General features: G+C 73.2%; 13 protein-coding genes. 6 read left to right on the top strand and 7 right to left on the bottom strand.

Features of this window, described 5'->3' with window-relative positions:
• Positions 1-7: 7 nt before the first annotated feature.
• Positions 8-1393, bottom strand: a complete 1386-nt coding sequence (locus BJY16_RS40225) for a serine/threonine-protein kinase (protein WP_185044765.1) — start codon at positions 1391-1393, stop codon at positions 8-10.
• Positions 1394-1525: 132 nt separating this feature from the next.
• Between BJY16_RS40225 and BJY16_RS40220 the strand changes: the two genes are divergently transcribed.
• Positions 1526-2269 carry a hypothetical protein gene (locus tag BJY16_RS40220; RefSeq protein WP_185044764.1) on the top strand — a complete coding sequence of 248 codons (744 nt, stop codon included), beginning with the start codon at positions 1526-1528 and terminating at the stop codon, positions 2267-2269.
• On the opposite strand, the gene BJY16_RS40215 is transcribed toward BJY16_RS40220, so the two are convergent.
• Positions 2270-3280 carry a hypothetical protein gene (locus tag BJY16_RS40215; protein ID WP_239176587.1) on the bottom strand — a complete coding sequence of 337 codons (1011 nt, stop codon included), beginning with the start codon at positions 3278-3280 and terminating at the stop codon, positions 2270-2272.
• Between the two features lie 135 nt (positions 3281-3415).
• On the opposite strand from BJY16_RS40215, the gene BJY16_RS40210 reads away from it, so the two are divergent.
• Genes BJY16_RS40210 through BJY16_RS40190 form a run of 5 tightly spaced genes read left to right on the top strand, consistent with a single transcriptional unit; the run spans position 3416 to position 9795 of the window.
• Positions 3416-5260: a GGDEF domain-containing protein gene (locus tag BJY16_RS40210; protein WP_185044762.1), complete on the top strand. Its 1845-nt coding sequence runs from the start codon at positions 3416-3418 to the stop codon at positions 5258-5260.
• Positions 5257-7539 (top strand): putative bifunctional diguanylate cyclase/phosphodiesterase, encoded by a 2283-nt coding sequence (locus tag BJY16_RS40205; RefSeq protein WP_185044761.1) that lies wholly within the window; start codon positions 5257-5259, stop codon positions 7537-7539. Before BJY16_RS40210 ends, BJY16_RS40205 begins: the two co-directional genes overlap by 4 nt.
• A 36-nt stretch (positions 7540-7575) precedes the next feature.
• Positions 7576-8082 (top strand): hypothetical protein, encoded by a 507-nt coding sequence (locus BJY16_RS40200; protein ID WP_185044760.1) that lies wholly within the window; start codon positions 7576-7578, stop codon positions 8080-8082.
• Complete coding sequence (locus BJY16_RS40195; protein ID WP_239176585.1) at positions 8070-8966, top strand: SCO6745 family protein; 897 nt, start codon at positions 8070-8072, stop codon at positions 8964-8966. The genes BJY16_RS40200 and BJY16_RS40195 overlap by 13 nt, the downstream gene beginning before the upstream one ends.
• Positions 8967-9021: 55 nt before the next feature.
• Positions 9022-9795 carry a hypothetical protein gene (locus tag BJY16_RS40190; protein WP_185044759.1) on the top strand — a complete coding sequence of 258 codons (774 nt, stop codon included), beginning with the start codon at positions 9022-9024 and terminating at the stop codon, positions 9793-9795.
• Between the two features lie 166 nt (positions 9796-9961).
• On the opposite strand, the gene BJY16_RS40185 is transcribed toward BJY16_RS40190, so the two are convergent.
• From BJY16_RS40185 to BJY16_RS40165, 5 genes are read right to left on the bottom strand one after another with little or no spacing between them, the layout of a single operon-like run.
• Positions 9962-11089 carry an ABC transporter substrate-binding protein gene (locus BJY16_RS40185; protein ID WP_239176584.1) on the bottom strand — a complete coding sequence of 376 codons (1128 nt, stop codon included), beginning with the start codon at positions 11087-11089 and terminating at the stop codon, positions 9962-9964.
• Complete coding sequence (locus BJY16_RS40180) at positions 11086-11838, bottom strand: ABC transporter permease (RefSeq protein WP_185044758.1); 753 nt, start codon at positions 11836-11838, stop codon at positions 11086-11088. Before BJY16_RS40180 ends, BJY16_RS40185 begins: the two co-directional genes overlap by 4 nt.
• Complete coding sequence (locus tag BJY16_RS40175) at positions 11835-12581, bottom strand: ABC transporter ATP-binding protein (RefSeq protein WP_185044757.1); 747 nt, start codon at positions 12579-12581, stop codon at positions 11835-11837. Before BJY16_RS40175 ends, BJY16_RS40180 begins: the two co-directional genes overlap by 4 nt.
• Positions 12578-13420: an ABC transporter permease gene (locus BJY16_RS40170; RefSeq protein WP_185044756.1), complete on the bottom strand. Its 843-nt coding sequence runs from the start codon at positions 13418-13420 to the stop codon at positions 12578-12580. Before BJY16_RS40170 ends, BJY16_RS40175 begins: the two co-directional genes overlap by 4 nt.
• On the bottom strand, positions 13417-14412 hold the full coding sequence (locus BJY16_RS40165) for a TIGR03842 family LLM class F420-dependent oxidoreductase (protein WP_185044755.1): 996 nt from the start codon (positions 14410-14412) through the stop codon (positions 13417-13419). Before BJY16_RS40165 ends, BJY16_RS40170 begins: the two co-directional genes overlap by 4 nt.
• Between the last annotated feature and the right edge of the window lie 3 nt (positions 14413-14415).

The following is a 14415-nucleotide window of genomic DNA, read 5'->3' as shown; positions in this document are numbered from 1 at the left end:
GTCAGCCCTAGGCCCCCGCCCGGCCGAGATCGGTCAGGCGGTCCTGGAGCACCGCGGCCTGGCCGGCGGTGAGGCCGCCCTCGCCGAGCCGCTGCCGCACCTTCTTGCGCAGCAGCGACACCTGTCCCTGGATGTCCGGGTCGTCCTGGGTGGCCAGCTGCCCGAGGATGTTCCGGAAGTCCTGCGCCACGTCCGGCCGGATGTCGCCGGCCCGCTCGCCCCGCTCGACCGCGGCGGTCACCCGGCCCAGCGCGTCGTCCACGGTCAGCGTGGTGGCCTCGGTGGTGGGTTCCTCCGTCGGCTCGGTCGTCGGCGCCGTGGAGGGGCGCGCGGCCGGCGCGGTGGACGACGGGGCGACCGACGGCGGGATCGGCGCGGGCGGCTCGGCGAGGTCCTCGCCGGACTGGGAGACCACGTGGACCAGGGCCAGGAAGGCGACCGCGGTGGCGCCCAGCGCGGCGCCCACGGCGATCTTGCGGCCCCGGGTGACCCGGCCGTGCAGGCCGACGGTCGGCACCCGGGCGTGCCCGGTGGGGCGGGCGCCGGGCAGCGGGATGGTCGGCGCCTTCTTGTCCTGGGTCGGGGCCAGCTCGGCGAGCACCTTCCACGCCTCGGCGGCGGACGGCCGGCGGTCCGGGTCGTCGTCCAGGCAGCGGCGGATCAGGTCGACCAGCGGCTCGGGCAGGCCCTCGGGCAGCCGGGCCGGGCCGGACTGCCGGGCGACCGCCAGCTCCTCCCAGGTGTCCACACTGTACGGCGGCTCGCCGGCGACCATCTCGAAGAGCAGCACGCCGAGCCCGTACAGGTCGGTGGCCGGCTCGGCGGGCTTGCCGTCCAGCCGCTCCGGAGCGGCGTACGCCGGGGTGCCGAAGGTGGCCCCGGTGTCGTCGTCGTCCGGCTCGCCGGCGGTCGCGCTGATCCCGAAGTCGAGCAGCTTCACCCCGCCCTCGCAGAGCATCACGTTGCCCGGCTTGATGTCCCGGTGCACCACGCCGGCGGCGTGCGCGGCGGCGAGCGCCCCGGCGACCGCGGCGCCCACCGCGGCGGCGGCCGGCCACGGCACCGGGCCGTCGCAGAGCCGGGCCGCCACGGTCTCGCCGGCGAGCAGCTCCATCACCACGAACGGCACCACCGAGCCGTCCGGCCGGACCGCCTCCCGGTAGTCGTGCACGGCGGCGATGCCGGGATGCGACAGGCGCGCCGCCAGCCGGGCCTCCCGCCAGGCCAGGTGCGCGGCGCGGATGTCACCGGCCGGCAATTTGACCGCGACCGGGCGATCGAGCAGCTCGTCGGTGGCCCGCCAGACCTGCGCCATCCCGCCGGTCTCCAGCAGGGAGACAAGCCGGTACCGCGAGACCAGCAGGGCACCCGGCGCCGGCCAAACTTCGTGCATGCCGGAACATTCGCCCAGTCCGGGCCCGCGTGTCAACCGGCAACCCATCTGCACCCGGTGACGACCCCGGACGGTAACCGTGGCGGCCGAATCTAGAGCTCCCCAAGAAACACCGGTGAGGAGCTCCCCGAAATGCGCATGCGCCGTATCGCCGTCGCCGTCGCCATGTCCGCGGCCGTCACGCTTCCCGTCGTGTCCACCGGCGTGGCCGCGAACGCCGCCAAGCCGGGCTCGTCGCCCGCCTCGGACAAGCACGGCTCGGACAAGGGTGGCTCGGACAAGCACGGATCCGACAAGGACGACTCGGACAAGAAGGGCTCGGACCCGAAGGGACCGGCCCCCAGCCCGGCCCCGGTCAAGCCGACCCCGAGCCCGGCGCCGGTCAAGAAGACCCCGGTCAAGAAGGTCAAGGTGGCCTTCACGGCCTCCGGCAAGGTCACCAAGGCCGACGCCACGTCGGTCACCGTCGCCGTCAAGGGCGGCACCAAGGACGTCAAGGGCAAGACCGTCACCATCGCGGTGCCGGCCACCGCCCGGGTCCTGCTCAACGGCAAGAAGGTCACGGTCGCCGCGCTGGCCGCCGGCCACTCGATCACGCTGACCGGCACCCGGGTAGACGCGGTCTACACCGCGACCAAGGTCGAGGCGCGGGGCAAGGCGGTCAAGCCCGCCCCGGCCCCGTCGACCTCGGTGTCGCCCACGCCCACCCCGTCGGCGTCGTCGCCCACGGCGTCGCCGTCGCCGTCGGTGAGCGACCCGTCGGAGACGCCGGCGCCGGAGGCCTCCTCCGCGCCGGAGGAGACCTCGGCCCCGGAGGCCCCGTCCGCGCCGGAGGCCCCGTCCGCGCCGGAGGAGACGTCGGCGCCGGAGGCCTGATCAGTCGACCGTCCGCGGAAGGTCAGCGGCGGCCGCGCGCAGCGCGGCCGCCGCTACCGCGTATCCGTTCCGGGTGTACGTCCGGGACAGTGACCCCGGCACGGTGAAGTAGGCCGCGGCCAGCTTCGCCGGGTCGGTGGCCAGCTCCCCGCGGGCCGGCACGTCGTTGCCGTCGTCCCAGCCCCACGGCGCGTTCGCCGAGTTGGTGCCGCAGCTGTACGTCCCGGTCCCGCACCCGCCGGTGGTGTCCCCGGCGAACGTGCCGAGCGAGGCGAACAACTCGGCGTTGTTCCGTTGCGCCCACAATCCGCCGGACGCGAAGATGTCGACCAGTCGGTACCGGACGTCCCGGTCGTCGGTCGAGGACGGCGCCTCGGCCACCGTCGACGGGTAGTAGACGATCCCGTCCCCGTTGATCGTGTACTGCGGATACGCCTTCAGCCCGTGCCCCTGCGCCTCCTGCGCGGTCACCGGGTGCTGGAACGCGTCGTGCGGCGACGTCTGCAGCTGCAGCGTCCCGTCCACCGACTCGCCGCCACCGGTCCAGGTGCTGCCGGACGGCGTGTAGGAGAAGAAGTCGGTGTGCGCGACGGTCACCGCGGCGCGCAGTCTGCCGTACGCCGAACCGTCCTTCTCCACCACCTCCAGCAGCCCTTCCCCGTCGTTCTCGTGCTCGGTCTCGAAGAACGGGTGGTCCACCCAGTCCCGCGGGTGGAAGAAGAAGTACGTCAGGTACCAGTGCGTCGAGGTCTCGACCACCGAGTAGTAGACGTGCGCGGTGACGTCCTGCCCGGCGTGGTCCCAGTTGTTCCGGCCGTCCAGGTCGCCGTCGAAGTCGTACCGGGCGAGGTAGTCGGCCTTGCCGGCGAGCGCGTGCGTCCCGGTCGCGTCCACGTCCTGGTAGTGGATCGGCGCCCAGCGCAGCGCCAGGTCGGCGTCGCTCACCGCGGCCCGGGCCGGCGTCACCATCATCCCGGCCAGCACCAGCCCGGCCACCGCACCCCTGGTCATCAGATTCATGACTGTGAATCACAGTGGTGATGAATGTCCGCCGGGCGAACACCGGAGGGCGGAAAGACTAATCGCGTGGGTCACTCCGCCGATCGATGCAGGGACGGATCCGGAGCCGGACACGGGGAGGTGCGGATGCTCATGCGTGACCGGGTGCTGGTCCCGTACGCGATGGTCTGCGCCGCCGTGCTCAGCTTCTTCGCGCTCGACCTGGGCACCGCGTGGCAGAAGATGGTGCTCTGCTGGGTGGTCGCGCCGCTCAGCGACCTGATGCTGATCGCGCTGTCCCGGCAGGCGTGGCGGTTGCCCGGACTGACCCGGCCGGCCCGCCGGTTCTGGATCGCGCTGGGCGCCGCCGGGCTGTTCTTCGCGATCGGTGACACCAGCCAGCTGGTGTACGTGCTGGCCCACCCGGAGCAGGACAAGTTCGTCTTCTTCCCGCTGCAGAGCCTGCTCGGCGTGCTCGGAGTGGTCCTGGTCGGCGTGGTCGCGCTGTTCCATCCGAGCCAGATGTGGTCGCGCGGCACCCGGATCCGGCTGCTGCTCGACGCGGGGATCGTGAACACCGCGGTCGGCGTGCTGATCTGGTGCCTGCTGACCCGGTCCGGGATGGCGCACGCCGGCCCGGCCGGCTACCTCTCCGCGTTCTTCGGCTGCGGCGTGCTGCTCTGCGGCGGCTTCCTGGCGGTCAAGCTCGGCCTGAGCGGGTCCAGCCCGATCAGCATGCCGGCCGCGATACCGATCATCGTCTCCACCGGGATCCAGGCGATCGGCAACGCGCTGCTGCCCACCGACGGGATCGACGGCCTCGTCTACCCGTCGCTGCTGGTGCTCGTGCCGTGCCTGCTGACCGTGGTGGCACCGCGCATCCAGGTGTTGCACGTCCGGGCCGGGCTGGGCGACCGGCTCCGGCGGGACGAGCGCACCGGGCGGCGGTACAGCGCGCTGCCGTACCTCGGCACCGTGCTCTGCGCGGCCGGTCTGGTGGTCGCGCTGCTCACCCAGGGGCTCGGGCTGTCCGCCTGGGGCGCGCTGGCCGGCCTGCTGGTCAACGTCGCCCTGGTCGTGGTCCGGCAGATGCTCGCGCTGTCCGAGAACAACGGCCTGCTCGACCGGCTCGACGAGAGCCTGGCCGAGATCCGCCGCCGGGGGCGCCGGCAGGAGGCGCTGCTCCGGCACGCCTCCGAGATCACCGCGATCGTCCGGACCGACGGCGTGGTCAAGTACCTCAATCCGGCGGTGGAGCGGATCATCGGCGGCTCGCTGCACGACTACGTGGGGCAGCACCTGCTGAACCTGATGCACCCCGGCGACGCGCCGCGGATCGAGGCCGAGCTCGCCGAGGTGTTCGCCACCCCGGGCGCGAAGCGGCACATCGAGATGCGGGTGCAGCACGAGGACGACAGCTGGCGCTGGCTCTCCGCGGTCGCGGTCAACCTGGTCGAGGAGCCCGGGATCGGCGGCATCGTGATCAACGCCCGGGACGTCACCGAGGAGCGGGAGCTGCGCGAGCGGCTGCGCTTCCAGGCCGGGCACGACGCGCTGACCGGGCTGGCCAACCGCCGGCTGTTCACCGACCGGGTGGTCGCGGCCGGGACCGCCGAGGTCGCGGTGCTGCTCGTCGACCTCAACGGCTTCAAGCAGATCAACGATACGTACGGCCACGCCACCGGCGACGCGGTGCTGCGCCACGTGGCCGGGCTGCTGCTGGCCTGCACCGGCGCCGGGGACCTGGCCGCCCGGCTCGGCGGCGACGAGTTCGCCGTGCTGGTCGGGGCGGGCGCCGCCGAGGCCGACCGGATCGCCGGCCGGCTGCGGGCCGCGCTCGCCGTGCCCGCCGAGATCGGCGGGCAGAACCTGACGGTGGGCGCCAGCGTCGGCGTCGCGGCCGGCCCGGCGGACCAGCCGGACAACCTGCTGCACCTCGCCGACCTGCGGATGTACGCCGACAAGCAGCGCTCCCGGGAGTTCACCCGATGACCGGGCCGGCCCGCTATGTTCGGGTGACCGTCGCCCTCGCCCTGCTCAGCACGGGCTGGTACGGCTGGTGGATGGCGACCGGCCGGGGCACGGTCGCCCTCGGCTACCTGGCCATGCCGGTCAGCTCGGTCGTCGCCGCCCTGGCCGTGCGCGCCCTGCGCCGGGAGACGTCACCGGCCCCGGTCGGCCGGCGGTTCTGGACCGCGCTGGAGATCGGCTGCCTGCTGGTGGCGGTGGGATTCGGGGTGCTCGCGGCGCAGGCCTTCGTCTCGGCGCCGGAGCTGCCGTCCATGCCGGTGCTGGGCGCCGTGTTCGCCGGCGCCGGCCTGCTCGTCTCGATCTGGGGGATGGGCCGGGTCCCGGTCGGCGTGACCAGCCGCTACGGACGGTTCCGGCAGTGGCTCGACCGCAGCATCGCGTTCCTCGGCTGTGCCGTGATCCTCTGGCACTTCGGCCTGCTCCCGTTGTTCACCGCGGAGCAGCAGTGGTCCGGCGCCGGGCTGGCGATCCTGATCCTGACGTTCGCGTTCGCGGCCGGGGCGATCACCAAGGTGTCCTACATCGTCGGCGGCCCGGTCGACCGGCTGGCGGTCCGCGTCGTCGCGATGACCGGCCTGGCGGTCGGCGCGGTGGCGTTGCTCGACGGCATGTTCGGGTACGACGGGATCCTGCCCGGTCAGACCATCTGCCTGCCGCTGATCCCGCTGCTGATCACCGTCGCGGCGTACCGGCAGCGGGTCGCGGACGGCCGGCAGCCGCGGCGCGGCAACGTCTGGCTGCCCTACCTGGCCGTGGCGGCGGTCGACATCCCGCTCGCCGACGTGCTGTTCCGCGCGCCGGCCCTGGGCGACGGGATCGGGGAGGTCCGCCTGGTGGTCGGCGCGGCCGCCGCCGTCACCGCGCTGGTCTCGGTCCGCCAGTGGGTGGTCAACCGGGACAACGCCCGGCTGCTGCGCGAACGTGCCGCCTCGGAGGCCCGCTTCCAGTACGAGGCCACCCACGACGCGCTGACCGGCCTCGGCAACCGGGTCCTGCTCCGGGAGCGGCTGGACGCCGCCCTGGCCGACGCCGGCGCCACCGTGCTGCTGGTCGACCTGGACGACTTCAACACGGTCAACGACTCGCTCGGCCACGACGTCGGCGACGAGCTGCTGGTCGCCTTCGCGGACGCGCTGCGGGCCGCGACCGGCGACGACGGCGTGCCGGCCCGGCTGGCCGGCGACGAGTTCGCCGTGCTGGTCACCACGCCCGGCCGGGACACCGCGGTGGCCGACCGGATCATGACGGCGATCAGTGCGCCGATCAGCGCGCACCGGCTGCTGGTGCACGCCAGCGCCGGCATCGCCTCGGCGCCGGCCGGCACCCCGGCCAGCCACCTGCTGCGCGACGCGGACGCCGCGATGTACGCCGCCAAGCAGCGCGGCAAGGCCAACTGGGTGCGTTACGCGGCCGGCATGGAGAAGCCCGCCCAGGCGGACGCCCAGCTCGGCGGCGAGCTGCGCCGGGCGCTGGACGCCGGCGAGTTCGCCCTGGTCTACCAGCCGATCGTGAGCCTGGTCGACGGCCGGACGATCGGCGTGGAGGCGCTGGTCCGGTGGATCCACCCGGAGCGCGGCACGGTGTCGCCGGCCGAGTTCATCCCGGCCGCCGAGCGCACCGGCCTGATCGTGCCGCTCGGCCGCTGGGTGCTGCGCGAGACCTGCCGGCAGGCGGCCGCCTGGACCGCCGAGTTCGGCCCGGACGTGCTGGAGAAGGTGGGGCCCAACGTCTCGGTCCGCCAGCTGCACGACCCGGACTTCGTCGCCGACGTACGGGGCGCGCTCGCCGACAGCGGCCTGCCCGCCGACCGGCTGGTCCTGGAGCTGACCGAGTCCGCGGTGCTGCGCGGCCACCAGGTGCTCAAGGTGCTGCACGAACTGCACGACATGGGGGTGCGGCTGGCCCTGGACGACTTCGGCACCGGCGAGTCGTCGCTCAGCCTGCTGCGCGCCTTCCCGGCCGCGGTCGTCAAGCTGGACAAGTCGTTCGTCGACAACATCGAGCTGGACGAGGAGGGCAGCGCCGCGGCCGGCGCCCGGCAGGCGGTGGCCCGGGCGGTGGTCCAGCTCGCCGACGCGCTCGGCCTGGCCACCGTGGCGGAGGGCATCGAGAACCAGGAGCAGGCCGACCGCCTGCGCCGGCTCGGTTACACGGTCGGCCAGGGATACCACCTGGGCCGCCCGGTGAGCGCCGCCGCGCTGACCGCCCGGCTCGCCGCCGAACAGCGGGTCGCCGCCTGAGCCGCGCCCGCCCGGCGGGTCGATAGGGTGGCGGGGATGGAGACGGCGGACGACGGCACCAGCACGGCACAGTCGTTGAGCACCTGGCTCGACCGGCTGACCTTCGCCGACCTGACCGAGGGCGAGGCCACCGCCCGGATCATCGACACGATCGCCGAGTGGGCCGACTGGCAGGGCTGGCGGGTCTACCGGCGGGCGCCCAGCGTGGTGCCGCTGCCGCCACCGCTGCGCGGCAACTCGGTGCTCGACGTGGCCTGCGCCCGTCCCGGCGGCGCCGCCCCGATCGCGATCGAGGTGGACCGCACCGACCGGCAGCGCACGGTCGACAAGCTGCTCGCCGAGGCGGCGGCCGGCCGGCTGGCGGTCTGGGTCCGCTGGGGACCCGGCCCGTTCCCGCCCCCGCCGCTCCCGGTGCACCTGGTGACCCGGCACGCGGCCCGGCGCAGCGGCAAGTGGCATACGGTGTCCGAGCGGCCCGCCCCGGATCACTCCACGGCCGCGCCCGTCGTCGCCGAAGCCGAGGAGCTGCCGTGGGAACAGTGACCGAGCGCCCGTCCCGCCTGGCCTGGCGGGTCACCGAGCCGCTGCACGCCATGGTCTACCTGGTGCCGGAGGCGGCCGAGGTGCACGCCCGGCTCGGCCTGGACCCGATGACCGGCTACTTCGCCAGCCGCGGCGCCGCGTTCGGCGCCACCGGGCCGGGCCTGGTGACCGCGACGTTCTACAACTTCAACCCGGACCTGGTGGCCCGGGCGCTGCCGGCCGCCTGGGACACGGTCACCCCCGCTCAGATGGTCGAGGCCCGCCTGGAGATCGCCGACGCCGCGCTTACCCGGGCCCTGGGCGCCGAAACCCTGGCCGGCCCGGAGATCGCCGAGGCCGCCGAGCTGGCCCGCGCCGCGGCGCTGGCCGCGGCGTCCCGGCCGGAGGGCCGCCCGCTGTTCGCCGCGCACGCCGGGCTGTCCTGGCCGACGGCCCCGCACCGGGTGCTCTTCCACGCCCAGACGCTGCTCCGCGAGTTCCGCGGCGACGGGCACATCGCGCTGCTGGTCGCGGCCGGGCTCAGCGGCCTGGAGGCGGTGGTCCTGCACGTGGCCAGCGGCCAGGCCGACGACCGGTTCCTGCGGATCACCCGGGGCTGGAGCCGCGACCAGTGGGCGGCCGCCACCGCGGTCCTGCGCGAGCGCGGCCTGCTCACCGCCGGCGACCCCGGCGAGCCCGGGGAGCTCTCCGACGAGGGCCGGCGGCTGCGTGCCGGGCTCGAGGAGCAGACCGACGCGCTGGCCGAGCCGGCCTACCGCGTGCTGGGCGACCGGGGCTGCCTGCGGCTGGCCGAGTTGACCCGCCCGCTGAGCCGTGCCGTGGTCACAGCTGGCCTGCTCGATCTGAAAGGTCTGACCGCGGCGGCGGCGGAGCGCAACCCCTAGGTCCTGATGGTTGAATCACTTGCCGGACAGTAATCGGCACGTCACGCTTGGTCACGTGATTCGACAGCAGCGGCACCCGGCATCGTGGTGGGATCAGTTCCAGCAGGCCTCCGAGAAGTTCGACCTCGCCTACCTCACCGAGCATCTGGGTGACGAGATCACGCCGAAGATCTCGTCGCCGCTGCTGCGCCGGGAGGCCGAGATCGCGCTGGAGGTGATGGTCCGGCATCTGAACAAGCCGGTCAGCGAGGAGCTCGCCGACCGGGCGGCCAAGAGCGTGGAGCGCCTGATCGCCACCGTGGCGCGCCTGCGCGAGCGGTCCGGCGACGGCTTCGAGCTGCGCGAGGTGCACGCCCTGATCCACCTGCTGGAGGGCAAGTTCGGCGAGGCGGCCTACGAGGCGCAGGAGTTCGTGAAGACGCAGCTGGTGCTGAAGGCGTTCGTCGGCGCGCTGCGGCTGGAGCGGTTCGACTCCGACCTCGCGGTCAAGCTGCTCGACCACGGCCAGGACCCGGCCGTCGCCCTGCACTCCGGCCAGGTCGTCGGGAAATACGCCTGGTGGCCGAGCTGGCTGCTCAAGGTGGTCACCGAGCGGGCGATGGCCGGCACCCTGGAGGACGAGACGATCGCCGCCCTGGACCGCTGCGCCTACGCCGAGCTGAGCCCGGCCCAGGCCCGGATCGCCCGCCGCCTGCTCGACGGTGAGGAGGCCCTGATCGACGCCTCCGCGGTGCGGCTGGAGGGCCTCGGCGAGGCCCACGCCGCCGAGAAACTGCGCAAGGGCGACCTGACCACGGTCGCCCTCGCCGCCCGGCTGATTCCGATCTAGCGCCGCCCGGCCCACGTCCGCGAGGCGCGCAGCGGTCCGGGTGGCGGCGCGCGTTGCGGTGGTCCGGCTGGTTCTCAGGGGTGCCTCAACCACTCCGAGACACCCCTGACGCCCAGCCGGCGACCGCGCGGCGCAGCGGTCCGGATGCGGCGGGTGTTGCGGGTTGCTAGGCGCCGCCCTCGGTCAGGGTGACCGTGGCCGGTTGGAAGGCGCTGCCGTTGACGTCCACGCCGGCGGCCTTGGCCTGCTCGATCGCCTGCTTGATGTAGTCGTTCGTGTAGGCCAGGCCCTCCGGCGCCTTGGTCAGCACGGTGTCGCCGGTCTGGTTCTTCGTGGTCATCGAGATGTCCACGGTCTGCTTCCAAGCCGTCTCGTCGACCAGCCCGATCCCGCCGGGCGACGGCCAGATCAGCTTGTTGACCTCGTTCATCTGCCACAGCTGGTGGCTCTTGCCGAGCTTGGAACCCTTGGCGACGACCAGATCGCGACACTTCTCGGCGTTGTCCCGGCAGAACGCCCAGCCCTTGATCGTCGCGGTCAGGAACTTGACGGTCTGCTGCTGGTACGCCGGATCGCTCAGTTTCGCCGTGTTCGCCCACACCGCGTCCTGCAGCATCGACGTCCCCTCGGTCTTCCAGTCGATGATCGAGAAGTCGGCCGGCGTGTAGAGCTTCCCGGTCGCCGGGTTCTTCGCCTCCAGCAGCTGGGCGTACTCGTTGTAGCTCATCGCCTGGGCGGCGTCGATCTCCTTCTTCAGCAGTGCCTGCATGTCGAACTGCTGCTGCACCAGGGTGACGTCACTGCCCGGGTTCAGCCCGGCCTTGGTGATCCCGGCGAACAGCTCGAACTCGTTGCCGAAGCCCCAGTTGCCGACCTTCTTGCCCTTGAGGTCGGCGGCGGTCCTGATCCCGCTGTCCGCCCAGGCCACCTGGTAGGTGCCGGACCGGGCGAAGATCTGCCCGACGTCGGTGATCCCGGCGCCCTGCTCCCGGGAGGCGAGCGCCTTGGGCACCCAGGCGACCGCGTAGTCCGCCTTGCCCTGGGCCAGCACGGTCTGCGGGACGATGTCGACGCCGCCTTCGAGCAGCGTCACGTCCAGTCCCTGCTCCCGGTAGAAGCCCTGGTCGACGGCGGCCAGGTAGCCGCCGAACTGGGCCTGGTAGAACCACTGCAGCTGCAGCTTGATCGGGGTGAGCGCGCCGCTGCCGCCGGGCGCCGGGGTGGTCGGCGTGTCGGCGGTGCCGCAGGCGGCGAGGGCGAGGACCGAGGCGATAACCATCCGGGAGAACTTCACGACGAAACCCTCTTCCAAGGCATGGCCAGCCGCTCCAGCAGGAGCGTGGCCAGGTAAAAGGTCAAACCCAACAGACAGGCCCCGACCACGAAGGCCCAAGCCCTCGGGTACGCCGTGAAGGCCGCCGCCGAGGTGATCCGCGCGCCGAGCCCGTCCTGCAGCCCGCCGAAGTACTCGGCGACCACCGCGGCGATCACGGCGAGGGCGGAGGCCTGGCGCAGCCCGGTGAACAGATGGCCGAGGGCGCCGGGCAGCCGCACCTTGGTCGCGAAGGTCCAGCCGCTCGCCGCGTACGTCCGCATCAGCTCCTGGTGCACCGGGTCCACCTCGCGCAGCCCGCGCAGCGTGTTCAGGAAGACCGGGAAGAACACCACGATGCCGGTGACCAGCCGGCGCGGGACGCTGCTGGTCGACTCGAACATGTTGTTGAGAATCGGCGCCAGGGCGATGATCGGCAGCGCGTTGACCAGCGCGGCGATCGGCACCGAGAGGTCGCCGAGCGGGCGGAACCGGCTGGCCGCGAGGGCGGCCAGCACTGCGACGACGGTGCCGCCGATCAGGCCGATCAGCGCGTTGGCGCCGCTGGCCAGGGCGGCGTCCCAGACGTTGGCGCGCTGCGCGGTCAGCTCGGTCCCGATCGCCGACGGGGCCGGCAGGATGAACGGGGCGACCCGGCCGAGCCTGACGAACAGCTCCCAGAGGACCAGGGCGAGCAGCCCGGTGATCAGCGGTGGCAGCAGGCGCCTCATCCGCGCAGCGCCTTCCGCACCTCGGTGACCTTGTCGAAGTAGACCGGGGACTGCCGGCCGGCGTCGTCCCGGGACGGCAGGTCGACCTCGATCGACGCGGTGATCCGGCCGGGCCGGGCGGACATCACCACCACGCGGTCGGAGAGGAACACCGCCTCGGAGATCGAGTGGGTGACGAAGACCGTGCTGGTCCCGGTGGTGGCGCAGATCGACAGCAGCTCGGCCTGCAGGCGTTCCCGGGTCATCTCGTCGAGCGCGCCGAACGGCTCGTCCATCAGCAGCAGCGGCGGCTGCACGGCGAGCGCCCGGGCGATCGCCACCCGCTGCTGCATGCCGCCGGAGAGCTGCCCGGGATAGTGCCCGCCGAACTCGGCCAGCCCGACCAGGGCGAGCATCTCCTCGGCGCGGGCCTGCCGTTCGGCCTTGCCGGCGCCGCGCAGCTCCAGCGGAAGTTCCACGTTGCGCCGCACGGTGCGCCACTCGAAGAGACCGGCCTGCTGGAAGGCGAGGCCGTACGCCTGCTCGCGCCGGGCCTGCCCGGCCGGCTTGCCGGCCACCGTGACCGTGCCGGTGGTCGGCGGGATCAGGTCGGCGATCAGCCGGAGCAGGGTGCTCTTGCCGCAGCCGGACGGCCCGATCAGCGAGACGAACTCGCCGTCGCCGACGGTGAGGTCCACCTCGGACAGCGCTTGCGTGCCGTCGGCGAAGGTCTTCGACACCTGGGCGATCTCGACGGCGGTCACAGGGTCACCACCTCCACGTGGCGGCGGTGGCGCATCAGCGGCACCTCCAGCAGGCTGACCGCGCCCGCGACGAGCAGGCCGAGCAGCGCCGCCCCGAGCATGGCCGTGTAGACCTTGGCGGGATCCGAGGTGGCCTCCCGGGAGTACTCGATGATCAGCCGGCCGATCCCGCCCCGGGTGCCGGTGGAGATCTCGCCGACCACCGCGCCGACCACCGCGGCCGCGCCGGCCAGCCGCAGCGCCGGGAACAGGTAGGGCAGCGCCGCCGGGAAGCGCAATGTGACCAGGGTGCGCCACCAGCCGGCCGCGTAGCTGTGCATCAGCTCGACGCCGCTCTCGGACGGCGACTGCAGGCCGCGCAGCATGCCCACCGCGACCGGGAAGAAGGCCAGGTAGGCGGCGATCACCGCGACCGTCGCCCAGGCCGGCATCAGGGTGCCGCCCCAGCCGGCCACCAGCGGCGCGAGCGCCACCAGCGGCACGGTCTGGGAGAGGATCACGTAGGGCAGCAGGCCGCGCTCGACGATCCGGAACCGCTGCATCGCCACCGCGAGCAGCAGGCCGACCAGGGCGCCGATCAGGAAGCCGGCCGCGGTGATGCCGAGGGTGAACAGGCAGGCGCGCAGCACCACCTGCCACACCGGGTCGCCGCCGGCCAGCTCCGGGCGGGCCAGGCGCTGTCCGACCGTCCACAGGTGCGGCATGGACAGGTCGTCGGCACGGGGCAGCACGCGTACGCCGAACAGCACCGTCCCGTCCGGACTGCCGACCGCCTTGTAGCCCTCCCAGAGCACCGCCACGGCGAGCAGCCCGGCCGGCACCGCGAGCACCCGTCTCATCCGAACGCCGGGATGATGTGCTCGCCGTACGCGGCGAGGGTCTGCTCCTTGTTGTCGTGCTGCAGGTAGACGGCGAACTGGTCGACGCCCAGCTCGCGCAGCTGCTGCAGCCGTTTGACGTGGTCGGCGACCGGGCCGAGCACGCAGAACCGGTCGATCACCTCGTCCGGGACGAAGGCGGTGTGCGTGTTGCCGGCCCGCCCGTGCTCCGCGTAGTCGTAGCCCTGCCGCGCCTTGATGTAGTCGGTCAGCGCCTGCGGCACCGCGCCGCCCCCGCCGTACCGGGCCACGATGTCCGCCACGTGGTTGCCCACCATGCCGCCGAACCAGCGGGTCTGGTCCCGCTGGTGGGCCAGGTCGTCACCGACGTAGGCGGGCGCCGCCACGCAGAATTTGAGCTGGGTCGGGTCGCGGCCGGCTCGCTCCGCCGCCCGCCGCACCGCGGTGATCATCCACTCGGCGATGTCCGGGTCGGCGAGCTGCAGGATGTAGCCGTCGCCGACCTCGCCGGTCAGTTGCAACGCCTTCGGCCCGTAGGCGGCGACCCAGACGTCGAGGCGGCTGTCCGGCGCCCAGGCGAACCGGATCTGCTGGCCGCGCAGCGTGGCGGACCGGCCGTTGCCGAGCGCCTGGATCACCTGGACGCACTCGCGCAGCTGGGCCAGGCTCTGCGGGGGAGCGCCGAGCACCCGCAGCGCCGAGTCGCCGCGGCCGATCCCGCAGATCGTCCGGTTGCCGTACATCTCGTTGAGGGTGGCGAACAGCGACGCGGTGACCGTCCAGTCCCGGGTGCCCGGGTTGGTCACCATCGGGCCGACGATCACCCGCTCGGTCTCGTCGAGGATCTTCGAGTAGATGACGAACGGCTCCTGCCAGAGCACGTGCGAGTCGAACGTCCAGACGTGGCTGAACCCGGCCGCCTCCGCCCGCTTGGCGAGCTCCACCACGCGCAGGGCGGGTGGGTCGTTCTGGAGTACCACTCCGATGTCCATGGC

Origin of the sequence: Actinoplanes octamycinicus (assembly GCF_014205225.1) — a bacterium.
GTDB lineage: Bacteria > Actinomycetota > Actinomycetes > Mycobacteriales > Micromonosporaceae > Actinoplanes > Actinoplanes octamycinicus.
This window is presented reverse-complemented; position numbering and strand designations above follow the sequence as displayed.

What these genes read in the sequence shown, in the direction of transcription:
- BJY16_RS40165 (WP_185044755.1), bottom strand. Translation starts at nt 14,412, where the DNA reads ATGGACATCGGAGTGGTACTCCAGAACGACCCACCCGCCCTGCGCGTG.
- BJY16_RS40210 (WP_185044762.1), top strand. Translation starts at nt 3,416, where the DNA reads ATGCTCATGCGTGACCGGGTGCTGGTCCCGTACGCGATGGTCTGCGCC.
- BJY16_RS40200 (WP_185044760.1), top strand. Translation starts at nt 7,576, where the DNA reads ATGGAGACGGCGGACGACGGCACCAGCACGGCACAGTCGTTGAGCACC.
- BJY16_RS40215 (WP_239176587.1), bottom strand. Translation starts at nt 3,280, where the DNA reads ATGACCAGGGGTGCGGTGGCCGGGCTGGTGCTGGCCGGGATGATGGTG.
- BJY16_RS40225 (WP_185044765.1), bottom strand. Translation starts at nt 1,393, where the DNA reads ATGCACGAAGTTTGGCCGGCGCCGGGTGCCCTGCTGGTCTCGCGGTAC.
- BJY16_RS40220 (WP_185044764.1), top strand. Translation starts at nt 1,526, where the DNA reads ATGCGCATGCGCCGTATCGCCGTCGCCGTCGCCATGTCCGCGGCCGTC.
- BJY16_RS40170 (WP_185044756.1), bottom strand. Translation starts at nt 13,420, where the DNA reads ATGAGACGGGTGCTCGCGGTGCCGGCCGGGCTGCTCGCCGTGGCGGTG.
- BJY16_RS40205 (WP_185044761.1), top strand. Translation starts at nt 5,257, where the DNA reads ATGACCGGGCCGGCCCGCTATGTTCGGGTGACCGTCGCCCTCGCCCTG.
- BJY16_RS40180 (WP_185044758.1), bottom strand. Translation starts at nt 11,838, where the DNA reads ATGAGGCGCCTGCTGCCACCGCTGATCACCGGGCTGCTCGCCCTGGTC.